Genomic DNA, 26838 nt, shown 5'->3' on the forward strand with positions numbered 1-26838 from the left:
GAATCAGCCGGCGAGCAGTTCGCTGATTTCCTGAGTGTTGGTCGGCCGGACGACACGGCCGATTTCCTGACCATCACGCATGAGGATCAGCGTCGGCCATAACTTGACGCGAAACGTGCGTCCGAGTCGACGGCCCGGGCCGTCCTCGACCTTGATGTGGCGAAGATCGGGAGTGGCCTGCAAGGCGGCCTCGATGAAGGATTGGGCGCCCTGACAGTGCGGGCACCAGTCGACACCAAATTCGATCAGCAGGGCGCCGGGCAGGGCATCGATTTCGGCCCGGTCCGGTGCCGCTTCCGGGTATTTGGCCACATAGCTCATGCTTGTCTCCTCAGGCGGAACGCAGGATCAACGATTTCAGGCGCGCCAGCTTCGGAGCGACCAGCGGCACGGTCAGCATGGTGCTGACCACAGCCATCAACAACAGGGCCGTGAAGGTCTCGCTGGTGATGATCCGCTTGTCGAGCAGGATGTTGGCGAAAATGATCATGATCAACGCCTTGGTCTGCAGCAGCCAGCCGATGATACTGGCCTCGCCCGGCGCCCATTTGAGGATGCGGCCGGCGATCCGGACGCCGATCAATTTGCCGGCGACCGAGGCAAGCAGCAGCAGGGCGGCGGCAATGAAGACGGCGGTGCCGCCAACGTCCCAGTTGGTGCGCAGACCGGTGGACAAGAAGAAGACCGGCATGAAAACGAGCAGCACGTGGTGGCGCAGCAGGTCCATTTTTTCCTGATCGAACCAGGCGGCTTCCATGCTCGCCCCGGCCAGGAAGGCGCCGACCATGAAATGCAGGCCGGCCCAGTCGGCGCCAAAGGCGACCACAGCGAGCCAGATCAGCGCGACATACCAGCGGTCGCGCGCCGGAATGCGCACCATCAGTTTGTGGAACAACCAGGCAGCGACAGCAAAAACGAGCAGAAAGGTGACCTGCCGGCCGATCCGTTCCCAATCCATGAGGATCAGCGCCAGCACGCCCCAGATCGCAATGTCGTCGAGGCTGGCGTAGCGCAGGATGCGCTGGCCGATGGGCTGGCGCAGGACTTCGAGCTTTTCCATGAGCAGAATGAGGATGGGCAGTGCGGTCACCGCGCAGGCCATGCCGACGCCGACGACGAATTGCCAGGTCATCGCTTTCTCGCCAATCCAGCCGTCAAAGCCGAGCATCAGCAGTGCCGCAGCACAACCGAAGGCGAGCGGCGTGCCGAGTGCCAGGCCGGCCGTTATGCCGCTCTCGCGCCGATAGGCCCAGACTTTCTTGAGATCGAGCTCGACGCCGGCAATCATCACGAAAAGCATGACCGCCCACCAGGCAATGCCGTTCAGCGACTGGATGACGGTCGGGTTGAAGACGAACTGGTAGTACTCGGGAAAGGCCCGACCGAGAATGCCCGGCCCGAGTAGGATGCCGGTGATGATCTGAACGACGACGAGCGGCGCGTAATAGTCGGTGTTGCCCAGTCGCCAGATCAGGTAGGGCACGGTAAAGATAATCGCCATGGCGATCAGGAAGACTTCGGTCGTATTCATGTCAATCGGCGCAGGATCAGCAGGGGCAGGCGCAGCACGAAGCCGATGAAGAGGCGGGTGTGCATCCACGTCAGCAGCGTGTTGTCACGCAGGTACTTGAAGTGCGAAACGCCGCCCTCATCAGCCCGGAAATAGCGCACCGGGGCGTCGATGTTGAGCGGCCGGACACCAGCCCAGCACAGCCGAACCACCGCTTCGGGATCGAAATCGAAGCGGCGCATGAAGCGGTTGGCGCGCATGATTTTTGTGAGCGGCTGGATCGGATAGACGCGGAAACCGTAGAGCGAATCACCGATGCCCATCCACAGCGTTTCAAGATTGGCCCAGCCGTTCGAGACCTTGCGGCCATTGACGCGCAGGGCCGGTGCATCGGCGGCGAACACCGGCTTGCCGAGCACCATTCTGTCCGGCTCGGCCTGCGAGGCGGCCATGAAGGCGGGGATCAGGTCGGCCGGATGTTGGCCGTCGGAATCCATGGTCAGGGCGTGGGTGAAGCCGGCGGCTGCGGCTTGGGTTATGCCTTCGAGCACGGCCGAGCCCTTGCCACGATTTTCCGGCAGGACGATGACTTTGAGGCCGGCATCGCTGGCGGCCAACGCCTGCAGCTTTTCGGCGCTGCCATCGGTGCTGCCATCGACCACGACCCACACCGGCGTCCATTGCGCCCGGGCGGCCAGCACGGTGGCAACGACCTTGGGACCGGGGTTGTAGCTGGGAATCAGGACCAGATGGGTTTTTGAAGCGGCGGACATGGTGAAAAGAGTTCGGACAGGGTTCAGGCAGCGATTGCCACGGTCGACCGGAAATTTTGGCCAAATTCGAAATTGAAATAGGCGTCGAGCTCGGCAGTAAAAGTCTGGATGTTGGCTGGCGGCGGAAAGCGGCGGCCGAGGCGGACCCGGCAGGTGAGCGGCAGTTCGGGGCGACGGAAGAGTGGCCAGGCCTTGCCGAGATACGGGGTGGAAAATTCGATGAGCAGGGTCTGGACGTCGACCTTGCTGCGGCTGGCGATCAGGCCAACGCTGGGCGAGCTGGCGTCAAAAGGAAAATCGAGCGTCCGTGAACCTTCGGGAAAAATGACCAGATTCGCGCCTTGCTGCAACTCGTCGCGCGCCCCGAGAATCATGTCGAGCGCCGCGTCGTTGCGGATATAGCGCGCCAGCCGGGCAGCAGCGCCGAACAGCAGGTTGTCCATGAGCGACGCCTTCATGACGCAGACAGCGTTGGGCAGCCGGGAAACGATCATTACGGCATCAAGCAGGGAAGGGTGGTTGGCGGCAACGATGAGCGGCCCCTGATCACGCAGACAGTCGATTTCGTCGAGGTCGAAATGGCAGGCGCAGAATGCACTCAAAATGCGCAGATAGAGCCGGAAACCCCATGAAATCGTGGCACGGCCAACCGTTTGACCGAGACGCCGAGGCAACAGGAGATCGAGAAGCAGCGCGCAGGGCAGCCAGATCAGGCAAAGCACAGCCAGCGCGCCGAGACCGACGAGCATGGCAAGGTACTCGTAGGCGATCCACAGGGGATTGCCTGCGCGCGAACGATCAGTCATCGACCTTGACGCGGGTTGAAGACTCTCCGAAAACCCAGGTGACGGCGATGCCGGCAGCGAAATAGTCCTTCTGGCGAACCAGCGGGCTGTCCTCGAAGGTGGCACCACTCAGATTATCGTAACGGACGAAGCCGCCGACCCAGTATTTCGGGAAGCGCTTGGACAGCGCGACGAGATACTGCATGCCGGCGTAACCTGCCTTGGCCTCGTAGGCCGGGCGGTCGGCCGTCGCGTACTGCGGGGCGACGGTGTAGTAGTAGGCGTGCTGGCGCTTGTCGCCGAACAGCGGGCCGGCCAGCATGCCAAGGTTCCAGCCACCCATGCCAGGGATGTCGGTGATGTCCATGTTGAGCTTGGGGTGGAAGACCCAGCCGATGTCCTTGGGTGACCCCTGGACTGTCACGGCGGCACGTAGCGGCAGCAACAATTTGACGAAACGGGCGCGGTTTTCAGAACGCCAGAACGTGACGTCCATTTGCGGCCCGATTTCGAAGGTTCCTTCTAGGTCCGGCATGCCGGCGCGCGCGGTGATGTCGTCGCTGCTGACCGGTGGCGCGAGAGCCAGGCTGACAGTCAGGTCGAGCCGGTCGGAATCGAAGAAGCTGCCGCGAATACCCTGGCGGTCAGCCTTGAGGAAATCGCCGTGGTAAGTGAAATGGGGCACCGGCATCAGAAAATTGTGGGTCTGGTCCGAGCCACGATAGGTTGGAAAACTGAAGGCGGCGACACCGGCCCCGACTTCCCACAACGGCTGGTCACCGGCCGCCTGCACACTGCTCACCATAGTGACCAGCCCCAGGGCCGCCAGCGCACCCTTGCCCAATTTTTTCGCCATGGCCATCAAGCTTCCTCCAGCGAGTGTGAGGCCATCGCCTCGATTTCCAGCAACAGATCATGCCGACAGATATCGGCCTGCATGTAGACAATGTCGGCCAGACCAATCAACGGCGCCAGCGTTTCGCGAATGACCCGGAAATCGGCGGCCTGACGGATATAGACGCGGTAGGAAAGATCCGTCAGCGCGTACGGCGCGGTGCGGCACAAGCGATTGGCCTCGGCGACGACGGCGGAGATATTGGCCATCGATTCGCGGCATTGCCCGGCCACATCGCCCGACGCCACGGTCTGATGACCGACGATGCTGGCCGTGCCCGAAATGAACAGAATTTCCTGAGCCGGTGGGTAGACCAGCGCGCCGCGCGAGAAAGTCGGGCTGCGCGGGCCGTAATCCGCCGGGTAGTTGTAGGCGCTGACCTGACGCGGATTCTCGAGCGGAACCGCCGGCGAAGCTCCGGCCATGAAAGCGATGCTCAGCGGGCTGCCGGCCAGACCGATGGCGCAGGCCGCCGGCACGTTGCCGGTGGCGCCGCGATCGCAGTCGAGGAAGGCATCCTGGCGGCCGATGTTGAACTGGCGGTAACGTTCCAGACCGTCGGTTTCCAGATTGATCGCCGACAGATAATTCCAGACCCGCCACAGGTGCGGCACCTCTTCAACATCGAGCAAACGGAAAATACGGCGATAGGCCTCCTTGCTGGCCGCCTGCAAGGGCGAACAACCCGGCGATGCGGCAAAATCGGCTTCATCGAGTTCAATGACGCCATAAAGCAGACCATCCGTGCGCCGCCATACGATGCCCTCGCAGTGACCGGCAATGACCGGCTGATCACTCAGCCAGGTTTCATGAATGGCCGCTGAAGTCGCCCCGAGCAGGGGGGCAAAAACCCGTTGCACCGGCCAGACCGGGACGGCACCGCTGGGCGGCTCGCCAACCAGGGCACCACCGAGTTCGCTGCCCGTTTCACGTGAAACAGCAGACGGCGAGGAAACGAACTGGAGCGCCACTATGCGTTGTACACGACCGCGTCGTCGACCTTGCGAATGTTGAAGCGGCGCTGTTTCCAGCCCTTGAAGGCGAGCCTCGGCTGGGTAATGTTGGCGATGTAGTAGAGCATCTTGAAAGCAAAGATCGACGACCAGATCGGAGTCTTGCCAAAGATGTCGCCGGCCAGCATGGACAGCACGGCCTCCTTGGCGCGGAAGAGATTGCGCGGTCCCATGAAGAATTCACGCATGATCGGGTTGGTCACACGATAGATGAACCACGAGAATTCCTTTGGTCCGTGCTTCATCAGCGCATCGAATTTCTTGAGCGCCGCCGGCGCCTTGGCCGGGGTCTTCAAACAGGTATCGATGGCCTCGGCGGCGATGACGCCGCTGTTCATGGCGAGCAGCACACCGGAGGAGAACACCGGGTCGATGAAGGCATAGGCGTCGCCGAGCATAACGTAGTTGTTGCCGTGATTGCGCTCGGAAACGTAGGAAAAGTTGCCGGTGGCCTCGATTTCGTTGATCAGTTTGGTGTCCTGCAGGCGCTCAGTCAGCTTCGGGCACTGGGCGAAGCCGTCACGCAGGAATTGTTCAAGGCTGCGCTCGCCCTTGGTTTTCATGTAGTACGGCCAGGTCACCATGCCGATGCTGGTAATGTCGTTTTGCATCGGGATGAACCAGAACCAGCCGTGCTCGAACCAGAAAATGGTGATGTTGCCTTCGGCCTGACCTTCATGGCGTTTGGCGCCGGTAAAGTGGCCGTAGATGGCCGAACTGTTGTGCTTGGGGTTGCGGTGCTTGATCTGGAAACGGTTGGCCAGGAAGGTATCACGGCCGGAGGCATCGACGACGAAGCGGGCCTGCCACTCGGTTTCCCGACCATCGTCGTGCATGGCGCGGACGGTAGCCGTGTTGTCCGGCAGGAAATCGACAGACTTCGCTTTGCATCCTTCATGAACCTCGACGCCTTTTTTCGCCGCATTGCGGATCAGGATGGTATCGAACTCGTCGCGCTTGACCTGATAGGCGGTGGGCATCGACTTGTCCCAGGCATCGGCAAAGACAAATACTGATGACATTTCATGGTTCGGCGAAACGAACTCGGCGCCTGGTTTGACCATGCCAATGGCCTTTACTTCCTCGGCAATGCCCATCCGCTCGAAGAGCGGCAGATTGGCCGGCAGCAGGGATTCACCGATATGAAAACGCGGGTGGTGTGCCTTTTCCAGCACCACCACCTTGTAGCCCTTTTCGGCCAGCATCGGCGCCACGGTACAACCGGCCGGCCCGCCACCGATGACCAGTACATCGCACTGCTTTCGCTCCACTCCCTGCACTTGTTCCATCATTGAAACCCTTGTTTTGTTCTCTGTGGCGGCGATGAGTTATTTGCCTTTGTAGGTCATGTAGCCCACTGTTTCGGAATGGCCGTCGATCTTGCTGACGCTTCCCTTGGCCCAGTACACGTAATAGGGGCCGAAACTCGACCACCAGTAGCGCCAGTAGGGACCATCCAGGCGCGGATTTTCATTGGTTTGCGGATGACCGACCGCCATGATGACCTGTTCCTTGGTCATGCCTTTCATGAGCTGACCCTTGGTGATCGCATTGCGCACAGCCGGCGAAAACCTGGCCATCTTCACTTTCGGGTCGTCGAGCACGACCATCTTGCTGACCCATTGTTCGGTCGTTTCCTCGGCCCGGCCGAAATCATGGCCCAATCGATAGGCCTTGCCTTCAACGTCGATATTGGCGCGGTAGCCGTCAATCTTCAAAACCTTGATCGGCGTGCCGACCGGAATAAAGGGCAATTGAGCCAGATTCGAATCGCTGATCCAGTCACCCGAATAATGCAAATTGCAGCAGGCGTAACCGCTGCGTACTGCAGATTCCTTTTTTACTTCGGCCGTTGGCTTGCCGTCTTCCGGTTTCGTTTCGTTGCCCTTGCAGGCGCCCAGCGCAACAACAACGCAGGTTGCCACGGTCAACCGGAAAAAACAGCCAAAAAAGAAATGTTCCTTCATGTCAGTGCTCCCCGATGCCCATGACGAAAGACGGGCGATTATACCGCTGCCTGTACGGCTGACGGCGTACAGCATGCCGAAGCTTCATAGACAAGCGGAATAATCTGTTTGGCGGCTTCCCGCCGTGTCAGCTTGACCGGCGACAACGAGACGATGTTGTCAATCAGCAGTTCGGTCGATAGCTGCGGCTTGAGACCAAGCGGCTGACGCGGATGTAGCTTGAATTCGCGGGCCGCTTTTTCCAGTTGCTCCTTGTTGGAACTGAAGTAACGCGCTGCGGCGATGGTTTCCGGCAAGTGCTTGAGCACATGCCACAGGCTCCAGCGATGCTGCCACAAGCGCTTGGCGAAACGGCGCCGATAGCCCTTGCTGTCATAGAAGCGTTTGACGTGCCAGTTGTACAGCGCATCCATTTCTTCTCGCGACGTGAAACCTTCCGGCAGATAGACAAAATTCAGGCAGTTCATGAGGCGCCAGTCCTCGACGAAATCGCCGGTCGGATCGTTGATGCACTCGTCCCAGATCGGCGCCCCGTGCAGCGGGCTGAACTTGGTCATGTTCATTTCATCGAGTTCGAGCGACAGGATGAAATCGCTCGTTGTCCGCACGGTTTCGGGTGTTTCGCCCGGCATGCCGAAAATGAACAGGCCCTTGGCACGCAAACCGGCGGCGTGGATCGAATGCACGGTTTCGCGCACCGCTTCCAGCGTAACGCCAGCCTTGTGTCGCTCCATCATTTCCGGATCCGCCGACTCAATGCCGATCGACACCATGAGTGCTCCGGCCTTTTTGAGCTTGGCCAGCATTTCATCCGAGGTATGGCCGGCGCGAATTGCACAGTTGAATTGCATGCCGAGCGGATTTTCGATCAACAGTTCGCACAAATCGAGAACGCGCTGTTTCTTCGCCGTAAACAGATCGTCGTACATGTTGATATGCCAGACACCGAAGTTGTCCCGCAAATACTTCATGTGATCGTAGATGTACTGTGGCGAATTGGTCTTGTAGGCCCGCTCGAAAACGGTCCGGTCGCAGAATGAGCAGGTGTAGGGACAACCACGCGAGGTGATCATTGTCGCGCCGTGGCGCTTTTCATAGGCGAAAAGCGGCAAATGATAGGCGTGCGGAAAACCTGCCAGCTTTTCATAAGCCGGAAAGGGCAGTTCATCGAGACTGGTGATGCGGTCACGACGGGGGTTGGCGACGATCCGCCCAGCCTCGTTGCGCCAGATCAGGTTGCCGATTGACGCCAGCGGCTTGCCATCGGCCAATTCCAGCATTGCGCCTTCGCCTTCGCCGATGACCAAATAATCGATTTCCGGAAATTTTTCGAGAATGGGCGCGCCTAATGAAGAGACATGGACGTTGCCGAACACAATCTTGATTTCCGGCCGCCGCTCACGGATATAGGAGGCAATCTCGAAGGCATCCATGAAGCCTGAAGTCGTTGCCGAAAAACCAACCATTTCCGGATCCGTCGCCAGCACGATTTCGGCATTTTCAGCAGTAGTCGGTGGCGCATAAGGCCCGAGGCAATCGTGCAGTTGCACACTGTGACCAAATTTTTCCAGCCAACTTGCCAGCTGCATGATGCCGATGGGCGGCATGCGATTGGCCAGAACGGAAAAATCCGGTTGGCCAGGCACAAAATTGAAGCCGGCAGGGTGAACAAGCGTGACGCGCATCTGTTTTCCTCAAACGAAGTGGCTGAATTTTATTAGAAAATGCCGACGCACTTCAGTTCCGGAAAAAGTATTACAAAAGCCTGAACGTATCCCAGGAAAATTTCACGATCAAGACAGCCACCGTGATCAAAAACAATTGGCGAATGAAACCACTGCCATGCTTCAAGGCCAAGCGCGTACCGATCACCGACCCCGTGACATTAGCCACGGCCATCATGACAGCCAGCAGCGGTAAAACGTGGCCGTGTGGCAGGAAATAACCAAGGGCAGCGAGATTGGTTGCCACATTGACCACCTTGGCGCCGGCCGAGGCATGCAGGAAGTCAAACCCAAAGAAGCGGACAAACAGGAAAATAAGAAAGCTTCCGGTTCCCGGACCAAAAAAACCGTCATAAAAACCAATAATTCCACCCAGCAGAACGGCAAAAATCAGCTCTCTATGACCGGCATGAGATGGTTTGTGAATCAATCCGAAATTCTTGCGTTTTAGCGTGTAGACCGCAGCAATGATCAGCAACAGCAAAATTAGTGGCCGAACTACATCCTTGGGCAGCCAGGCAACAACTGCCGCGCCGATGTAGGAAAAGCCAAACGCTGCTATCGCTGCCGGCAGGATGGTCCGCCACGGCATGACAACCTGCCGGGCATAGCGCCAGGTAGCGTTGGCCGTTCCAAAAACGCTGGCAAATTTGTTGGTACCAAAAAGCGTCGCAGCCGATTCGCCTGGATGCACGGCAAACAGGGCGGGAATCTGAATCAGTCCACCACCACCAACGACCGCATCAACAGCGCCAGCCATCAGGGCAGCAAACAATAGAACCATTATTTCAGGTGTGATGAAGTCCAAGTTGCGGATCCAAGATTCAAGTTTGTGCGGTGTACAGGGTTTTAAATAATAACTATATGTAAACCTACTACTGAGAATAACTTAGCAACAAGTCTGTGGATAACGTTAAATTTTGGTTTATTTTCATTAAGTTGAATGTACTTAGTCCCGCTTGGTAACCCACTGGCTTGCCTGTGGATGGATTCCGGATAGTTTTTGGTTTTTTGAAAACGGACAACTTGCCCACAATTGCTGGACAGCTTGTACACAGGTTTATCTACAACCCTTAAAACGCACTATCAATGAAGGATTGCAGGCATTGCTGCGCTCCAGAAATGCGAAACCCGGCGCGAGGCCGGGTCAGTTTTTCAATTGGTAATTTTCGAAAATCACTGCTGGCAGCAGTTATCCAGCTATTTCGATGCTCCGTTCAATTTTTGTCTGACTCGGAAGGAAGGTCATTCAGGCCATCAATCTCGTTGTAGGCAATGATCTGGCTGCCGGCGCCATCAAAGATTGATGGTGACGAATTCTGTTTTCGTTCCGGCAAGATGCTTTTCAGAAAATCCTCGGTAAGAAACTCCAAGGGATCTCGGGTACCCAGTACATATTCTGATCGACGGGCGGTGATTACGACAAACGACTCCGCTTCCATCTCATAAGCTGTCAGGTATGAAGTCCGGATTATCGACGCTTGCGGGAAGCGGGGGTTAGAACTCGCTACTTCACCTTCTATACACGCAAGGTACAGACCATTTTCCGGCGCTTTCGCGTGAATGATTTTCCAATGGTTGAGTACGTTTCGAGTATTCATTTGCATGTCATGAAGTGATTGTTGCCTATTTTCCGATGCAGAACCGGCTGAAAATTACCCCCAACAAGTCGTCGGCGGTGAACTCGCCAGTAATCTGGCCCAGGGATTGTTGAGTCAGACGGAGTTCTTCGGCAAAAAGTTCGAGCGCAGGAAAAGTGCCTTCGACAACATTACGAGCGGCGGCGATGTGTTCCTGCGCATCCGACAAAGCACGGAGATGGCGTTCACGGGCAATGAAAACATCTTCCGCCTGATGCCATCCGGCAATGCGCAGCAACTCCTGGCGCAGCAAATCTATCCCATCACCAGAACGTGCAGACAGTGAAATTGCCGTGGTATCCGGCTCATCGTGTCGTTCGGCCTGGGCACCGGAGAGATCGATCTTGTTGTAAATGGTGACCCGTTTCAGGCGCTCCGGCAGACGGGAAAGTATTTCCTTGTCGGCAGCGGTGACGCCAGTTCTTGCATCAACCAGCAAGAGGACCGCATCGGCACGTTCTATTTCCTTCCAACTGCGAGCAATGCCGATCTTTTCAACCTCGTCTTCGGTCTCGCGAAGCCCGGCTGTATCAATGATGTGTAACGGAATACCTTCGATTTGAATGGTCGACCGTAAGGCATCGCGGGTGGTGCCAGCAATCGGCGTGACGATGGCCAGATCATCGCCAGCCAGCCGGTTGAGTAGCGAGGACTTGCCAACGTTGGGTTGCCCGGCCAGTACGACATGCAGACCGGATTGCAGTAGTTTTCCCTGGCCGGCCCGGTCGAAAATCTCGGCTAGCTTGAGCTGCAAGGTTTCCAGACGACCAAAGGCGTTGGCCGCTTTGAGGAAATCGATGTCCTCTTCCGGGAAATCGAGCGTCGCCTCAACCAGCATGCGGAGGTTGATCAGTTCATCGTTGAGTTGGCCGATGGCCCGCGAGAACTCGCCTTGCAACGAACGCACCGCAGAGCGGGCTGCGCTCGTCGTGGCGGCATCAATAAGATCGGCGACGGCTTCGGCCTGGGTCAGGTCCATCTTGCCGTTCAGGAAGGCACGCCGGCTGAATTCACCGGGTTCGGCCAGCCTTGCCCCGAGATCGAGACAGCGGCTGAGCAGCATCTGCATGACGACCGGGCCACCGTGGCCTTGCAACTCAAGAACGTCTTCGCCAGTAAACGATTGGGGATTCGGGAAAAACAGCAATATTCCGCTGTCGACCGTGGAATCATCGGCGGCCTTGAAATCAGCCAATGTTGCGTAGCGCGGTTTGGGCGATTTTCCGGTCAGTGCAAAAGCAAAGGGCAGCAAATTGCTGCCCGATACGCGGATGACGCCGACACCACCACGGCCCGGGGCCGTAGCGATGGCGGCGATGGTATCCGCAGGTTTTACACCAGTCACACCTTAGGCTTTCGCATCGTTGGCAGCCTTGCCGCCAGCATCGATCAGCCGCGTGATCTGCCACTGCTGAGCAATGGAGAGCACATTGTTGACGACCCAGTAGAGCACCAGACCAGCGGGGAACCAGAAGAACATGAAACCGAAGATGAGCGGCATGGCCATCATAACCTTGGCCTGGATCGGGTCCGGTGGTGTCGGGTTAAGTTTGGTCTGGATGAACATCGAAACCATCATTATGACCGGCAGGATGTAGTACGGGTCGGCCGAAGCCAGATCCTTTATCCACAGAATCCACGGTGCATCGCGCATTTCGACCGCACCGAGCAGTACCCAGTAAAGAGAGATGAAGACCGGGATCTGGACCAGAATAGGCAGGCAGCCACCAAGTGGATTGACCTTCTCCGTCTGGTACATCTTCATCATTTCCTGGTTCAGGCGCTGCTTGTCGTCGCCGAAACGCTCTTTCAACTGCATCAGACGCGGCGTAAGCAACTTCATCTTGGCCATTGAACGGTAGGAAGCAGCCGACAACGGGAAGAAAATGGCCTTGATAATGATGGTCAGAATGACAATTGCCCAGCCCCAGTTGCCAACCAGCTTGTGGATCGCTTCGAGCGCCCAGAAAATTGGCGCTGCAACCACCGTCAACCAGCCGTAGTCGACGACCAGATCAAGCCCGGTCGCCACTTCCTTGAGGGCCGACTGTTCCTGCGGACCAGCATACAGGCTGACCGAAGTTTCGCCTTTGGCACCCGGCGCAATTTCGGCAACCGGCACAATGACGCCAGTCTGGAAGACGTTGCTGCCTTCAACCTTGCGCATGTAGAACTCGCGCTGGGTCTTTTCCTTTGGCACCCAGGCGGCCACGAAGTAATGCTGGACCATGGCCAGCCAGCCGTTGTCAGCCGTCTTGGCAAACTTGGCCTTGTTGTCGGCGATATGGCCAAAATCGATCTTCTGATACTTCTCCGCATCGGTATAAACAGCCGGACCGGTAAAGGTCGAAACCATCTTGGTTTCGCCAGCCGGCGCCACGTCATCGCGCTGCAACTGGTAATAGGCGTGCGGGGCGATGGCCTTGTCGCTGCCATTGGCAATTTCCCAGGCAATATCAACCAGATAGGAGCCACGCTTGAAGGTCAGGATCTTGGCAACCTTTATACCGTTCTGATCCGTCGATTCCAGACGCAGTTTCAGCTCGTTTGCACCATCAGCCAGCGTCGTTGCACCTTCGACACGCTTGAATACCGAGCGATGCGTCGGCAAACCTTCGCCAATCAGGCCGGCCTGGGCCAAATACTGATGTGCCGGGTCGAACAGGACAAAGGTCTTGTCCTTGTTGTCATGTTCTTTGTACTTCAGGAGTTCAAGACCGACCACATCGCCACCCTGGGCGGAAATGGTTGCCTTCAGCAGATCGGTGGTCACCGTAAAAGTCTCGGCGGAAGAAACCGGTGCTGAAACTGCAGGGGTGATGGGAGATGCCTTGGCCTGCAGTGAAGCAGACGGCGTTGGGGCAGCGCTGCCAGCAGGGGTTGTTGCTACCGCATCGGCGGTCGGCTTCGGCTGGTTGTATTTCTGCCAATTTTCCCAGAGCATGAAGCTCGAGAAAGTGAAGATCATAACCAGTATCAGGCGTCGAGTATCCATGAACAACCTACAAAAGAATTCTTGAATCAGGGTACAGGATCATACCCACCAGGATGCCATGGGTGGCAACGGCTGACTCTTTTCAAGCCCAGCCAGCCACCCCGGAAGGCGCCATATTTCTGTACAGCTTCTACCATATAGGCCGAGCAACTCGGCTCATGTCGGCAGTTGCGCCCGAGAAACGGACTGATCGCGTATTGATAGACGCGAATCAGAGCAATCAACAGGTACTTCATCAATCTTCCCGCTTCGGCCGAGGCCGTTGCAGTTTATTCAGCAGGGCGAGGAAATCTTCGGCCAGCAACTTGCCGTCGAGCGGTGCCGGTTTTGCTGCCAGCCGGATCACCAGATCGACAGGCGGCAAGCCTGCCAGCCGCAGACGGAACTGCTCGCGAACCACGCGCTTGACCTTGTTGCGGTCGACCGCCCGTTTGAGCAGTTTTTTAGCGACAACAAGACCCAGACGTGCTTCGGTATTTCCTTCGGGACGTGGCTGATAATGCAGCATCAGCAGCTTGCCTCGAATTGCCCTCCTGAAACCAAAAACGGATGAGAACTCATCCGTTTTTGTCAGGCGATAGCGTCGGGCGAAGGTTTGTTCCACCTCGCCGAACGTCCGGTTTATACGGCCAGACGCGTGCGACCCTTGGCGCGGCGAGCAGCAATGACTGCACGGCCACCCTTGGTGCGCATACGGACCAGGAAGCCATGGGTGCGCTTGCGGCGCACGACCGACGGTTGATACGTGCGTTTCATGTTGTTATCCCTTGATGTGCGAAGAAAAACGCGTGATTACACCTTGTTTGAAGGTGCTTTGTCAAGATCAATTATTTTCCAAAGCTGTGGATAACTTCCCGGATGGCGGGTAGAATCTTGCCTTTGCTGGTCTCCGTCCGGTCATCAGCTAAATCAAAAAACGGTTTTTAAATCAAGTATCTAATAACCGCCATCGAGGTCAAAATCGAATGCGCGGGGAGGAGTGTTTTCGTCAATGGCCGGTTTCTGGGAATCCTGTTTGCAGCGCTTCGAGCAGGAATTGCCCGCGCAGCAATTCAACACCTGGATCAGGCCCTTGCGGCTCGAAGGCGAAACCACGGCTCTGGACGACGGCCTGCGTCTTATCGCACCGAATACTTTCATTTTGAAATGGGTACGTGACCGCTACTTGACCCGTATTGAAGAATACAGCCGGAGCTTTTTCTCCGGCCCGGTCAGCATCGCACTGGTCATTGGCAGTGGAAAAACAGCGAACCGCGTTGAAACCGGTGGCGATTCGGGCGAAAAATCACCCGCCAAACCAAGTTCAGGAAGCGAAAAGAAGGCATCGGCGCCCGAGAAACCACGCGCCAAGAGCGGAAATTACGAAAAATCCCGTCTGTTTCAGTCCTTCACCTTCGACAATCTGGTTGTCGGCAAGGCCAATGATCTGGCGCGTGCGGCGGCCGTTCAGGTAGCCAATAATCCCGGTGGCGCCTACAACCCGCTGTTTATCTACGGCGGTGCCGGCCTCGGCAAGACTCACCTGATTCACGCCATCGGCAACGCCATCGTCGCTGAAAACCCGGAAAAGATTGTCCGCTATGTTCATGCCGAGGATTACTACTCGGACGTTGTGCGCGCCTACCAGCAAAAGTCCTTCGACACTTTCAAGCGCACGTACCGTTCGCTCGATGTGCTGCTGCTTGACGATGTCCAGTTCTTCAATGGCAAGAACCGCTCGCAGGAAGAGTTTTTCTTCCTGTTCAATGCGCTGATCGAAGCCCGCAAGCAGATCATCATCACCTGCGACACCTATCCCAAGGATATCAACGGGCTCGATGATCGTCTGGTCACGCGCTTCGACTGGGGCCTGACGGTCCAGATCGAGCCGCCGGAACTGGAAATGCGCGTCGCCATCCTGAAAAAGAAGGCGGAAGCGGAAGGTATTCATCTCGATGATGAAGTCCCATTCTTCATTGCCAAGCATTTGCGTTCCAATGTGCGCGAACTTGAAGGCGCATTGAAGAAGGTTCTGGCCTACTCCTCTTTCCATGGCCGGGCCATTGCGCTCGACCTGACCAAGGAAGCGCTCAAGGACGTCATCGGTTCGGCCCGTAACGTTGGCATCGACAATATCCAGAAGACCGTTGCCGACTATTACAAGATGAAAGTCGCCGAGTTGTTCTCGAAAAAGCGTACCCGCGCCATTGCCCGGCCGCGTCAGGTCGCGATGTGGCTCTGTCGGGAAGTGACTTCACACAGTTTTCCTGAAATCGGCGATGCCTTTGGCGGCCGCGATCACACGACGGTCATTCATGCCGTCAAGACCATCGATGCCCTGCGCCTCAAGGAAAATGAACTCAACCACGACCTGCATGTGTTGTTGCAGGTATTGAAAGGGTGAGGTTGTCGATAAGTCTGTGGAAAAGCTGTGTATGAATTGTGGATCATATGGAATTACCCACTTTGTGGGAAAATTGTCCGGATTTCACCCACAGGCAATCCAGTCGTTTTCGCAGATCGTAAAACTTGATTCAATCACCTGAAATTAAACAATATTTTTCAGTTATTCACAGAATTGTTCCCGATATAGTCTACTTAGGAATTTAATTTATGGTTCTTATCAAAACCCAAAGAGACACGCTTCTGGCCCCGCTGCAGTCGGTATCGGGAATTGTCGAGCGTCGTCATACGCTGCCTATACTGTCCAACGTCTTGCTGGAAAAGAAGGGTGATCGCCTGACCTTGCTGGCCACCGACATCGAAATCCAGATCACCACGAGTACCGAAGGTGCTGGCGGCGATGGCGATGGCGCCGTAACGGTCGGTGCACGCAAGCTGCAGGAAATCCTGCGCTCGCTGCCCGATACCACTGAAGTCAGTCTGGTTCTCGAAGACAAGCGCCTGCTGGTGCGCGGCGGCAAGAGCCGGTTCAGCCTGCAGACCCTGCCAGCCGACGATTTCCCGCGCATGACGGTGAATGAAGGCGAAACCAAGCAGTTCTCGATTTCTCAAAAAGCTTTCCGCCAATTGATCAGCAAGACCCAGTATTCGATGGCAGCGCAGGATGTGCGTTATTACCTGAACGGCCTGCTCTTGCTGGTCGAAGGCAAGGAACTGCGTGCCGTGGCAACCGACGGTCACCGCCTGGCCTACGCCAGCGTCGAGATTGATACCGATCTGCCGCGCCAGGAAATGATCCTGCCGCGCAAGACCGTGCTCGAATTGAATCGTCTGTTGCTCGACAACGACGATGCCTTGAACATCACGCTGACGCCCAATCAGGTACGCTTTGCTTTCGGTTCCGTGGTGCTGGTGTCCAAGCTGATCGACGGCAAGTTCCCGGATTACGAGCGCGTCGTTCCGGCCACCCTGAAGAACCACATGAAGGTTGGCCGTCAGACGCTGATGCAGGCCATGCAGCGCGCCGCCATTCTGACCAACGAAAAATTCCGTGGCGTTCGCGTCGTTCTGGGCGAAAACAGCCTGAAGCTGATCGCCGCCAATGCCGAGCAGGAAGAGGCCGTCGAAGAGATCGAAGTCGACTACACCGGCGATGTCATCGATGTCGGCTTCAACGTCGGTTATCTGCTCGATGTCCTCAACAACATCCACACTGAAGAAATTCAGTGGAGTTTCAACGACGCCAATTCCAGCGCGCTGATCACTGTCCCCGGCAACGACCGCTTCAAGTACGTCGTGATGCCGATGCGTATCTGATAGCCCGAGCAATAACCCAAGAAGGCCTGCCCAGCCGGGCAGGCCTTTTGCAGTTTCACGTGGAACCAAAACAATGAGTGAAGAGAACGTCCCGCAATCCGAGTCGCCCGCTTATGGCGAAGCCAGCATCCAGATCCTCGAAGGCCTGGAGGCTGTCCGCAAGCGCCCCGGCATGTACATCGGCGACACCTCCGATGGCTCCGGTCTGCACCATCTGGTCTTCGAAGTCGTCGACAACTCGATCGACGAAGCGCTGGCCGGCCATTGCAACGACATCATCGTCACCATTCATACCGACAACTCGATTTCCGTCATCGACAACGGCCGGGGCATCCCGACCGGCGTCAAGATGGACGACAAACACGAGCCGAAGCGTTCGGCCGCCGAAATTGCGCTGACCGAACTACACGCTGGCGGCAAGTTCAACCAGAACTCCTACAAAGTGTCCGGTGGTTTGCACGGTGTTGGCGTTTCCTGCGTCAATGCGCTGTCCAAGTCCCTGCGCCTGACCATCCGCCGCGATGGCAAGAAGCACTTCATGGAGTTCTGCCGTGGGGTGCCGGTTGATCGTTGCATCGAGGTCCGCGACGGTTTCGAAATTTCACCGATGAAAGTGCTCGGTGATACCGAAAAGCGCGGTACTGAAGTTCACTTCATGGCCGATGACGAAATTTTCGGGCACATTGAATTCCATTACGAAATCCTCGCCAAGCGCCTGCGCGAACTGTCTTTCCTGAACAACGGCGTTTCCATCAAGCTGGTCGACCAGCGCGTTGGCAAGGAAGAACTCTTTGCCTTTGCCGGTGGCGTGCAGAGCTTCGTCGAGTACATCAACCGCAGCAAATCGGTCCTGCATCCGAACATTTTCTACTCGGCTGGCGACGCCAAGGTGGGCCAGGGCGCTGCCGATTCCGCCATCACCATCGGTGTCGAAGTGGCGATGCAGTGGAACGATTCCTACCAGGAACAGGTGCTCTGCTTCACCAACAACATTCCGCAGTCGGACGGCGGCACCCACCTGACCGGCCTGCGCGCCGCGATGACCCGCGTCATCAACAAGTACATCGACGAAAACGAGATCGCCAAGAAGGCCAAGGTCGATATCGCCGGTGACGACATGCGCGAAGGCCTGGCCTGCGTGCTGTCGGTCAAGATGCCCGATCCGAAGTTCGCCTCGCAGACGAAGATGAAGCTGGTTTCCTCTGAAGCCCGTGCGGCGGTTGAAGAAGTCGTCGCCCAGAAGCTCGCTGATTTCCTGCTTGAGCGTCCGGTCGATGCCAAGATGATTTGCGGCAAGATCGTAGAAGCCTCCCGGGCCCGTGAAGCGGCCCGTCGCGCCCGTGAAATGACGCGGCGCAAGGGCGTTCTCGACGGTGTTGGCCTGCCCGGCAAGCTGGCTGACTGCCAGGAAAAAGATCCGGCGCTGTGCGAAATCTACATCGTCGAGGGCGACTCCGCCGGTGGCTCCGCCAAGCAGGGCCGCGACCGGAAGTTCCAGGCCATCCTGCCGTTGCGCGGCAAGGTGCTCAACGTCGAAAAGGCCCGTTTCGACAAGCTGATTTCGTCCGAACAGATCGTCACGCTGATCACCGCCCTCGGCACCGGCATCGGCAAGGACGATTTCAACGTCGAAAAGCTGCGCTACCACCGCATCATCATCATGACTGACGCGGACGTTGACGGCGCGCACATCCGTACCCTGCTGCTGACGCTGCTCTATCGCCAGATGCCCGAGCTGATTGACCGCGGCTACGTCTATATCGCCCAGCCGCCGCTCTACAAGGTCAAGCACGGCAAGACCGAGCGCTACCTCAAGGACGACCTCGAATACAACCAGTTCCTGCTCAACATGGCGCTCGACGAAGCTGTCCTGACGCCGCGTGTCGACGCTGAGCCGATTACCGGACCGGCGCTCGAAGGTCTGGCCCGCTCGTGGCTGGCCACCGAAGCGGTCATCGATCGTCTGTCGCACCTGATCAATCCGGAAGTGCTCCAGTCCATCGTTCGTCACAACATCGCGGTCGACTTGTCGAACGAGGAAAACGCCCGCGCCAGTGGCGAACGGATAGCTGCCTTCATTCCACCCAGCACCCGCATGGTGCCAAAGTACGACGATATTCAGGAACGCTGGATATTGCGCGTCGAGCGCATGCACCACGGCAACCTCAAAGTCGGCCTGATCGATGAAGATCTCCTGCTGTCGGGTGACTTCATCCAGTTGCGCCGGACGGCCGAGACGCTGGCCGACATGTTCGGCGCTGGCGCCATCATGGCCCGCGGCGAGAAGAAGCAGGTGGTCACCAACTTCGGCGACGCCATGAAGTGGCTGCTCAACGAAGTCGAGCGCGGCATCAGCAAGCAGCGCTACAAAGGCTTGGGCGAGATGAACCCGTCGCAACTGTGGGAAACGACGATGGACCCGAAAGTCCGCCGCCTGCTGCGCGTGCAGATCGACGACGCGATTGCTGCTGACGAGATCTTCACCACGCTGATGGGCGAAGATGTCGAGCCGCGTCGGGCATTCATCGAAACCAACGCCTTGAGCGCGCGGGTCGATATTTGATTTCAAGATAGCTGGAAATTTCCCGCTATTCTGAGCAAGGAAAGGCCCCTATCCGGGGCCTTTCGTCTTTATCGGGATTGCTTGAACGCGGTATCTATGAGGCGTCAGTTCGGCTTATTTCTTGCTGTTGTTCAACTGGTTTTTGGCCGCGCTATAGCTCGCGACGCAATAGGGGACCACGAAATTGAGGGCGACGTGGGGCCAGGAAATTCCGGACCATGAAATGAGTGCCTCGCCCTGGTTTATGAGGTTCAGCACGCTGCCGACGACGAGCGCGATGCGAATGGCGTTGGTCACTATGGGGCGGGTGAGCGCGGTGCAGAGGACGTCGTTCATTGCGGCTTTGGGGGAGTTGGCGGGGCGTTTGGTTCATTTTGACAAGGAATTCGGTATGCGGGTAGTCATTCAGCGGGTCAAGGAAGCCAGTGTCACGGTCAACCGGAAAATTTGCGGAAAAATAGAATCGGGCTTGCTGGTGCTGGCCGGGTTTGAAGAGTCTGACTGCGCAGCCGATCTGGACTGGATGGCCGGCAAGATCGTTCGCCTGCGGCTATTTGGTGATGAGAACGGGGTAATGAACCGCAGCGTCGTCGAGGCGGGCGGGGAGATTCTTGCCGTCTCGCAATTCACGCTTTATGCCTCGGTGAAAAAGGGCAATCGGCCGTCATGGAGCCGGGCGGCGCGCGGTGATGTTTCACAGCCGCTGTTCGAGCAGTTTGTCGCACGGTTGTCGGCGGAGCTCGGCAAGCCGGTGCCGACCGGGGTATTTGGGGCCGAGATGGAGGTCAGCCTGATCAACGACGGGCCGGTCACGCTGAGCATCGACTCCAGGGCGCCAGAGTAGGCGCTTCAGGCGCTGGCAACGGCCGCGTGCAGGTGGTTGATGCCGGCGAGGCCGCCGATGGCTAGCCCGATGCCGTTTGCCGTGTCGGGCACTTCCGGCTCGCCGGGGTTGATGCGGATGAGCTTGCCGCCGCTATCTTCGGAAAAATGGCGGACGGTGGGGATGTTCTTCCCGGCGCCGATTTCGATGCAAACGAGACGCGCCGTCGTCGCCAGCCACTGTTGCAGACGCTGGTATTGCAGCGTCGTCCGTCGCTCGACCCAACCCCAGTCGCCGAACATCAGGATGTTGGGCCGAGCCAGGGCGCCGCAGTGCGGGCAATGGGGTAATTCGTTGAGCAGACGGCAGTTGGCGGCGTCGATTTCGGGATCAAAGTCGTCGGCCGGCCAGATTTGTTCGCCGCAACTGGCCGCGCATTGCAGGTGATGGATGGAGCCATGGATTTCGCAGACCTGATCGGAAGCGAAATCGGCTTTCTGGAACTGGCCATCGACATTGCTGGTAAAGGCGCGGATGCCGTGCCGCATGTCTTTCGCCAGGGCGAGGAGCCTCGCGAAGCCGGCGTGTGGCATGGTTTTTCGGTAGAGGACCAGGCGATGGCCGTAGAAACCCCAGGCGAGGCGCGGGTCGGTTTCGAAGGCAGCCGGGTTGGCGATCGATTCGAAGGCGATTCTGGCCCTGCCGAGCGCCGGGTAGACTGACCAGAAGCCACCCGGCCCGCGAAAGTCGGGCAGGCCGGAGTCGATGCCCATGCCGGCGCCGGCGGTGATCAGCAGGCCGTCGGCCTGACGCAGCCATTCGGCCGCCCGGGAAAGGTTTCGGGCCTGTTGCCGGTCAGGCACGGGTTTCTCCGCCCGATTCCACGGTCAACCGGGAAAAAGGCCGAAATTTGAAATCGTCCAGCCTCAGTCCAGACCGCCTTCGGTACTCGACAGCACGCCCGGGTAGCCCGCTGGATCGTCCTGGTGATGAAAAATCTCGTTGATCTGGAACTCCAGATCGGTGAGGGCGCCGTGTTCGTCGGCGTAGATTTCCTTGATGCGGAGAACTTCCGGTATGGCCCGCCGGAAAGCGTCGATCAGCTGCGGGTCGAAATGCTTGCCGGATTGTTCGTAGAGGTATTGCAAGGCTTCCTCGACCGGCACCGCCTTCTTGTACGGGCGCACCGAAACCAGCGCATCGAAGACGTCGGCGATGGCGACAATCCGGCCTTCCAGCGGGATGTTCTCGCCCGCCAATTGCTGCGGGTAGCCGCTGCCATCCCACTTTTCGTGGTGGGTCAGGGCGATGATGCGGGAGGTTTCGAGCAGTTCGTTGTCGTGCTTGCCGATGATTTCGGCACCCATGATCGGGTGCTGGTGCATGACATCCCATTCTGCGGCATCGAGTTTCGCCGGCTTGAGCAGGATGGCGTCGGGAATGCCGATTTTGCCGATGTCGTGCATCGGCGCCGTGTTGAAGATGATGTTCGCTGCCTCTTCGCCGAGGCCGTGGGCAATGGCGATGATGCGGGCGTAGTGGCTCATGCGCAGGACGTGATTGCCGGTCTCGTTGTCCTTGAACTCGGCAGCCCGGCCAAGACGGCGGATGATCTGCTGGCGCGTCGTCAGCAGCTCATGGGTGCGCTGGCGAACCATGCGCTCAAGTTCGCGCGACTGGTCGTAGAGGGCCAGATGGGTGCGCACGCGGGCTTTGACGATGGGTGGGCTGATCGGCTTGGTGATGTAATCGACGGCACCGGTTTCCAGGCCGCGCTGTTCGTCCTCGACGCTGGTCATGGCGGTGACGAAAATGATCGGGATGCGCCGACGGTCGGGGTTCGATTTGAGGCGTCGGCAGATTTCCAGGCCGCTCAGGCCGGGCATCATGATATCGAGCAGGATGAGGTCGGGCGGCTCGTCGGAATAGACGATCTTGAGCGCCTTCTCGCCCGAGGTGGCGATGCGGATTCGATAGTCGTCACGCAGCAATTCGCTGAGCAGATCGATGTTTTCCGGGCTGTCGTCGACGACCAGGATGCATTGTTTGGGGAGCAGGGGGGACATGATTTATGGTTCTCGTCAGGTTGGCTCAAGGTTTGCCCTGAATCGGGGCGAGCTGCTGCAGGGTTGCCGATGCTTCTTCAAAGTCATATTGCCCGATCTGCCGGGCAAGTTGTTCGACCAGATGCGGGTCGCAATGCTGACGAAGCGAAGCGGATATTTCTTCAAAATGCTGGACAGCGGCAGCATCGTCATCGTCCAGCAGCTGGTGCAACGTGGACAGCGCATTGGCCGGCAGTTCGGAAGCGGCGCTTGGGGCGATCGGTGGTGCACCCTCCGGCAGGGTCGCCGGTATGGTCAGGGCGGTCGGCAGCGCGGCGCCCAGTTTGGCCAGCAGCGTGTCGATAGCCTCGTCGTCGACCGGTGTTCCTTTTCTCAGCTTCTCTTCCAGTTCGCCGGCCAGACGGGCGAGGGCGACGGCGCCGACATTGCCGGCCAGGCCGCGCAAGGTGTGGGCGCGCAGGATCATGGCGGCGCTGTCGCCCTGTTGCCGGTCAGACTTAAGCCGCTCGACCACGTCCGCCTGATTCTCGCGGAAGCGGATGACCAGACGGTCGTACATGCTGCGATTGCCGCCCATCCGCGCCAGGGCCGCGGCGGTGTCGATGTCGGCGGTCTCCGTCGGGCTTTCAGGGATGGCGACAGCGGGGCGAGGCAGGCTGTCGCCATCCCGTGGCTTCAGCCAGTGGGCCAGCGTGGCGTGGAGGACGGCCACGTCGATGGGCTTGGGAATATGGTCGTTCATGCCGGCCGCCAGGCAGTGCTCACGGTCGCTGGCCAGCGCGTTGGCGGTCATGGCGACGATCGGCAACTGGCGCAGCTGCAACTCATCGCGGATTTTGGCGGTCGCGGCATAACCGTCCATGACCGGCATCTGGCAATCCATCAGCACCAGTTCGTAAGCGTTACGCTGCACGGCGTCGACGGCCTGCTGGCCATTTTCAGCCGTATCGACACTCAGCCCGATGTTGCTCAACATTTCCTCGGCCAGTTCGCGATTGACCTCGTTGTCTTCAACGAGCAGCACGCGCCGGCCCGCGAACTGGCGCATCAGATTGTCCGGCCTGACCAGCGGCACGGCAGCCAGAGCCGTTTCACGGTGCAGCGCGACCATGATGCTGTCGAACAACGACGACGGCGTCGCCGGTTTGCTCAGGATGGCGCCCACCGTCAGGCTGCCGAGCGCCGCCTGCAACTCTTCGTGGTCGAAGGCGGTGGCCATCACGACGGCCGCCTTGCCAGCCGCTGCCGTCTGGCTGATCCGCTTGACCAGCTCGACGCCATCCATGCCCGGCATCTTCCAGTCTACGATGAGCAATCCGTAGGATTGTCCAGCCTGGCTGGCAGCGGCAAGTTCGTCCAGCGCCGCGCTGCCGCTGGCTACGGCATGGCTGGCGATGCCCAGCGCGGTCAGCATCTGAGTGAAGATTTCGCAGGCGCCGGGGCTGTCATCGACAACCAGGGCGCGCAGGTCATTTGGCAGCCCGATGCGTCGCGGCATGGCGTCATCGCCGATGATCATCCCGAAACCAAGGCGGAAGCTGAAACAACTGCCAGCGCCAAGCCGGCTGGTGACGCTGATGCTGCCGCCCTGCAGGTCGACGATGCGCTTGCAGATCGACAGGCCAAGGCCGGTGCCGCCGTATTTTCGGGTCGTGGAGGTGTCGGCCTGGGTAAAGGCCGAGAACAGTTGCGCCTGCTGCTCGGGGCTCATGCCGATGCCGGTATCGCGCACTTCGAAGCTCAGTTCGACCTTGTCGTCACTGCCCGCCAGCCGGTGCACGACCACCGTGATTTCGCCGGCTTCGGTAAATTTGATGGCGTTGCCGACCAGATTGAGCAGGACCTGACCAAGGCGCAGAGAGTCGCCGATCAGGCGGTCGGGAACGTCGGCGGCAACGTCGTAGAGCAGTTCGAGGCCACGTTCGCGGGCCTTCTGGGCACACAGGTCGCCGAGGTGGCGCAGGCTGGCGTCGAGACTGAAGGGCGCCTGCTCGAAATGCATCATGCCGGCCTCGATCTTCGACAGGTCGAGAATGTCGTTGATGATGCCGAGCAGGCCCTTGGCGGCGTTGTCGACCTTGCTCAGGTAGTTTTTCTGGCGGGGAGTCAGTTCGGTCTGCAGCGCTAGGTGGGTCATGCCGATGATGGCATTCATCGGCGTCCGGATTTCGTGGCTCATGTTGGCCAGGAAGTCGGCCTTCGCCGCTGCGGCCGATTCGGCGGCGGCCTGCGCCCTTTCCGCCTCGCGCTTGGCTTCCTTGAGCGGCGAGATGTCGACGATGATGCCGATCAGGCCGCCCGGCGTGCCGTCGGGCGAACGGAAGCCGCTGATCGAGTACAGCGTGTCGCGCAGCCTGCCGGTGGCATCGGCCATCTGCACTTCGCGGGTAACCCTGCTGCATTCGGCGATGACTTTTTCGTCTTCTGCCTGATAGGCCTGGCGGGCATCTTCCGGCAGATAGTCGAGATCGACCACGCGCTTGCCGATGAAGTGGTGACGGTCGACGCCGAAAAACTCCTCGTAGGCGTGGTTGCAACCGAGGAAACGGGTGTGGGCGCCCTTGTAGAAAATGGCGTTGGGAATGGTGTCGAGCAGTGCCTGCAGGAAGGCAAACTGGCGAATCAGCTCGATTTCGATTTCGCGGCGCTCGGAAATGTCGAGGACGGTGACGAGCAGCGAGTCGAGCTTGCCATCCTCGTCGCGGATCGGGGCGATCTGGACGTCGCCCCAGCTGGTCTTGCCATTCGGATCGAGGAACTCGAATTCCTGGCGAACGCTTTGACTCTGCCCGGAAGCGATCTGGGGCAGGACTTCATTCATCCGGGTGTGAATTTCGACCGGAAAAACGATGTTTTCCGGGTGGGCCAGCAAGCTATCGATTGACTGGCCGACAAAACGGGCAAAGGCCGGGTTGACCAGCGTCGGCTTGCGGTCCGGGCTGAGGCTGACGATGCCGACCGCGGCGTTGTCGAAAATGGCCCGGAAGAAGGCTTCGCGCTTTTGCAGGATGTCCTGGCTCTGGCGCAAGGCGTGAGTGCGCTTGGCCACCTTGAGTTCCAGCTCGATCTGGGCGTCTTCCTGCGCCCGGCGGGCGCCGCGCAGGTGCTGGCGCATGCCTTCGAGGGCAGCAGCGAGCTGGGTGACTTCGCGCCAGGGCGCCTTGGTGGCCACCGGCTGGTCGAGTTCGAGCCGGCCGATGCGTGCGCTGTCCTCGGCCAGGGCGTGGAGCGGCTCGCCAAAGCGGCGGGCGATGTGGATGGCGACGGCCATGCCGAGCGCCAGGGCGGAAAGGGTAATGAGGGCGAGCAGCAATAGATCTTCGCGGGAAATCGGGACAAAGTCGTTTTCCGGGGCAATGACGCCGAGCAGGATGCCGCTGGCGTTGCCTTCGAGCGGGCGGAACAGGCTGACCCAGCGCCCGTCGGGGCGATCGAATTTCTGGACACCATGGGCGGTCGCCGGCATCGCCTGCCAGCGGCTGAAAGCCTCTGAGAATTCAGGCAACTCGAGCTCTTCGGATGTTTTGAGCAAGGCCTGGTTGATGGCCTGGCGGTCGTTGAAACGGGTGTCACGCGGCGGCGCGATGAGCTTGCCTTCCTTGAGAAAAAGTGCCGCCTTGCCCTGCGAGCCGAAAGTCATCCGGGTGGTGAATTCGGCGATGTCGATGAGCCGTACATCGTGGGCAATGACGTAGTTCGAACCATCGCTGGCCGTCCACCGCATGGCGGCCGTGATGCCGGGTTCCTTGGTGGTGAAGAAAATGTACGGTTCGGTCCAGTGCACTGCCTGCGGCCCGGTCAGTGTCATGGCGCCCTTGAACCACGGGCGTTCCCGGGCGTCGTAGTTGCGCTCGCGCATCTCGACACTCTCGATCTGGCGATTCTTGTCCCAGATGATCCAGTAAGTCTGGTTGCCCCATTCGGCCGGGTTGCTGATGCGGTTGGTCCACCGACCGTCATCGGTCATCAGGAGCAGGATTTCACGGCCCGATTCGTGGGCGAAGATGACCGAGGTGATCTCGCCATGATTGGCGATGATGGGGAAGAAATACTCGTTGAAACGCAGCAGCTCGGCTTGGTCGAGATCGTTATTGACGCCCCAGCCATGGCTGCTGCGCAAGGTTACTTCGACGGTCTTGAAAAGGTGGGTGACGCGGGCTTCGAGTTGTTCAGCGGCGAGCCGCATCTGCGATTCGGCCAATCGGTCGACGGTGGGCCGGCCGATCAGCTGATACAGGGCGAAAGCGAAGACGGCGAGCGAAAGCAGGATGAGCAGGCCGATACGTAGTACCAGACTGTTGGCGAACCCCGGCTTGTTGAAGAAACCACCCCGCAGCATTCTGTCCCCTGTTCGTGAATGCCTACGTTCCCCTGATGATGAATTG

General features: G+C 58.7%; 24 protein-coding genes. 4 read left to right on the forward strand and 20 right to left on the reverse strand.

Going from position 1 to position 26838, the window contains the following annotated elements; all coding sequences use genetic code 11:
• Nucleotides 1-3 precede the first annotated feature (3 nt).
• The 16 genes from WBK19_RS19990 to rpmH all read right to left on the reverse strand — a co-directional run bounded on the left by WBK19_RS19990 (nt 4) and on the right by rpmH (nt 14058).
• A complete protein-coding gene (locus WBK19_RS19990) occupies nt 4-321 on the reverse strand; it encodes a thioredoxin family protein (protein WP_511292824.1) in 318 nt (105 codons plus the stop codon).
• Nucleotides 322-331: 10 nt separating this feature from the next.
• On the reverse strand, nt 332-1531 hold the full coding sequence (locus WBK19_RS19995) for a cation:proton antiporter (protein ID WP_511292825.1): 1200 nt from the start codon (nt 1529-1531) through the stop codon (nt 332-334).
• Nucleotides 1528-2283, reverse strand: a complete 756-nt coding sequence (locus WBK19_RS20000; RefSeq protein ID WP_511292826.1) for a glycosyltransferase family 2 protein — start codon at nt 2281-2283, stop codon at nt 1528-1530. The genes WBK19_RS19995 and WBK19_RS20000 overlap by 4 nt, the downstream gene beginning before the upstream one ends.
• A 23-nt stretch (nt 2284-2306) precedes the next feature.
• Nucleotides 2307-3089 carry a lysophospholipid acyltransferase family protein gene (locus tag WBK19_RS20005; RefSeq protein ID WP_511292827.1) on the reverse strand — a complete coding sequence of 261 codons (783 nt, stop codon included), beginning with the start codon at nt 3087-3089 and terminating at the stop codon, nt 2307-2309.
• On the reverse strand, nt 3082-3924 hold the full coding sequence (locus WBK19_RS20010) for a MipA/OmpV family protein (protein ID WP_511292828.1): 843 nt from the start codon (nt 3922-3924) through the stop codon (nt 3082-3084). The genes WBK19_RS20005 and WBK19_RS20010 overlap by 8 nt, the downstream gene beginning before the upstream one ends.
• Before the next feature lie 5 nt (nt 3925-3929).
• Nucleotides 3930-4934 carry a chorismate transformation FkbO/Hyg5 family protein gene (locus tag WBK19_RS20015; RefSeq protein ID WP_511292829.1) on the reverse strand — a complete coding sequence of 335 codons (1005 nt, stop codon included), beginning with the start codon at nt 4932-4934 and terminating at the stop codon, nt 3930-3932.
• Nucleotides 4934-6268 (reverse strand): NAD(P)/FAD-dependent oxidoreductase, encoded by a 1335-nt coding sequence (locus tag WBK19_RS20020; RefSeq protein ID WP_511292830.1) that lies wholly within the window; start codon nt 6266-6268, stop codon nt 4934-4936. The genes WBK19_RS20015 and WBK19_RS20020 overlap by 1 nt, the downstream gene beginning before the upstream one ends.
• 36 nt (nt 6269-6304) lie before the next feature.
• Complete coding sequence (locus tag WBK19_RS20025; RefSeq protein ID WP_511292831.1) at nt 6305-6943, reverse strand: hypothetical protein; 639 nt, start codon at nt 6941-6943, stop codon at nt 6305-6307.
• A gap of 38 nt (nt 6944-6981) precedes the next feature.
• Complete coding sequence (locus tag WBK19_RS20030; RefSeq protein WP_511292832.1) at nt 6982-8628, reverse strand: B12-binding domain-containing radical SAM protein; 1647 nt, start codon at nt 8626-8628, stop codon at nt 6982-6984.
• A 70-nt stretch (nt 8629-8698) separates the two neighbouring features.
• A complete protein-coding gene (locus tag WBK19_RS20035) occupies nt 8699-9475 on the reverse strand; it encodes a sulfite exporter TauE/SafE family protein (RefSeq protein ID WP_511292833.1) in 777 nt (258 codons plus the stop codon).
• Nucleotides 9476-9884: 409 nt separating this feature from the next.
• Complete coding sequence (locus WBK19_RS20040) at nt 9885-10268, reverse strand: hypothetical protein (protein WP_511292834.1); 384 nt, start codon at nt 10266-10268, stop codon at nt 9885-9887.
• 25 nt (nt 10269-10293) lie between these two features.
• Entirely contained in the window at nt 10294-11652 is a 1359-nt protein-coding gene (gene mnmE / locus WBK19_RS20045) for a tRNA uridine-5-carboxymethylaminomethyl(34) synthesis GTPase MnmE (RefSeq protein ID WP_511292835.1), read from the reverse strand.
• A 3-nt stretch (nt 11653-11655) separates the two neighbouring features.
• The gene (yidC, locus tag WBK19_RS20050; RefSeq protein WP_511292836.1) at nt 11656-13302 is read right to left on the reverse strand and encodes a membrane protein insertase YidC; all 1647 of its coding nucleotides are present in this window, start codon (nt 13300-13302) and stop codon (nt 11656-11658) included.
• Nucleotides 13303-13328: 26 nt separating this feature from the next.
• On the reverse strand, nt 13329-13538 hold the full coding sequence (gene yidD / locus WBK19_RS20055) for a membrane protein insertion efficiency factor YidD (protein ID WP_511292837.1): 210 nt from the start codon (nt 13536-13538) through the stop codon (nt 13329-13331).
• On the reverse strand, nt 13538-13906 hold the full coding sequence (gene rnpA / locus WBK19_RS20060) for a ribonuclease P protein component (protein WP_226496684.1): 369 nt from the start codon (nt 13904-13906) through the stop codon (nt 13538-13540). The genes yidD and rnpA overlap by 1 nt, the downstream gene beginning before the upstream one ends.
• 17 nt (nt 13907-13923) lie before the next feature.
• Nucleotides 13924-14058, reverse strand: a complete 135-nt coding sequence (rpmH, locus tag WBK19_RS20065; protein WP_011289924.1) for a 50S ribosomal protein L34 — start codon at nt 14056-14058, stop codon at nt 13924-13926.
• Between the two features lie 235 nt (nt 14059-14293).
• Here rpmH and dnaA point away from each other — a divergent pair, with 235 nt between their 5' ends.
• The 3 genes from dnaA (at nt 14294) to gyrB (ending at nt 19564) form a co-directional block, all read left to right on the forward strand.
• Nucleotides 14294-15685 carry a chromosomal replication initiator protein DnaA gene (gene dnaA / locus WBK19_RS20070; protein WP_511292838.1) on the forward strand — a complete coding sequence of 464 codons (1392 nt, stop codon included), beginning with the start codon at nt 14294-14296 and terminating at the stop codon, nt 15683-15685.
• A 209-nt stretch (nt 15686-15894) separates the two neighbouring features.
• Nucleotides 15895-17001, forward strand: a complete 1107-nt coding sequence (dnaN, locus tag WBK19_RS20075; RefSeq protein WP_511292839.1) for a DNA polymerase III subunit beta — start codon at nt 15895-15897, stop codon at nt 16999-17001.
• Nucleotides 17002-17074: 73 nt separating this feature from the next.
• Entirely contained in the window at nt 17075-19564 is a 2490-nt protein-coding gene (gyrB, locus tag WBK19_RS20080) for a DNA topoisomerase (ATP-hydrolyzing) subunit B (RefSeq protein ID WP_511292840.1), read from the forward strand.
• Between the two features lie 114 nt (nt 19565-19678).
• Here the strand turns inward: gyrB and nrtS are convergent, their stop codons facing one another.
• Complete coding sequence (nrtS, locus tag WBK19_RS20085; RefSeq protein WP_511292841.1) at nt 19679-19861, reverse strand: nitrate/nitrite transporter NrtS; 183 nt, start codon at nt 19859-19861, stop codon at nt 19679-19681.
• Between nrtS and dtd the strand changes: the two genes are divergently transcribed.
• Nucleotides 19788-20408 (forward strand): D-aminoacyl-tRNA deacylase, encoded by a 621-nt coding sequence (gene dtd / locus WBK19_RS20090; RefSeq protein ID WP_511292842.1) that lies wholly within the window; start codon nt 19788-19790, stop codon nt 20406-20408. The two genes, nrtS and dtd, sit on opposite strands and share 74 nt — an antisense overlap.
• Nucleotides 20409-20413: 5 nt before the next feature.
• On the opposite strand, the gene WBK19_RS20095 is transcribed toward dtd, so the two are convergent.
• The 3 genes from WBK19_RS20095 to WBK19_RS20105 all read right to left on the reverse strand — a co-directional run bounded on the left by WBK19_RS20095 (nt 20414) and on the right by WBK19_RS20105 (nt 26792).
• On the reverse strand, nt 20414-21250 hold the full coding sequence (locus WBK19_RS20095; RefSeq protein ID WP_511292843.1) for an SIR2 family NAD-dependent protein deacylase: 837 nt from the start codon (nt 21248-21250) through the stop codon (nt 20414-20416).
• Nucleotides 21251-21313: 63 nt separating this feature from the next.
• A complete protein-coding gene (locus tag WBK19_RS20100; RefSeq protein ID WP_511292844.1) occupies nt 21314-22453 on the reverse strand; it encodes a response regulator in 1140 nt (379 codons plus the stop codon).
• Nucleotides 22454-22478: 25 nt separating this feature from the next.
• Nucleotides 22479-26792 (reverse strand): response regulator, encoded by a 4314-nt coding sequence (locus WBK19_RS20105; RefSeq protein WP_511292845.1) that lies wholly within the window; start codon nt 26790-26792, stop codon nt 22479-22481.
• Nucleotides 26793-26838 lie beyond the last annotated feature (46 nt).

Source organism: Azonexus sp., assembly GCF_049652925.1.
Classification (GTDB): domain Bacteria; phylum Pseudomonadota; class Gammaproteobacteria; order Burkholderiales; family Rhodocyclaceae; genus Azonexus.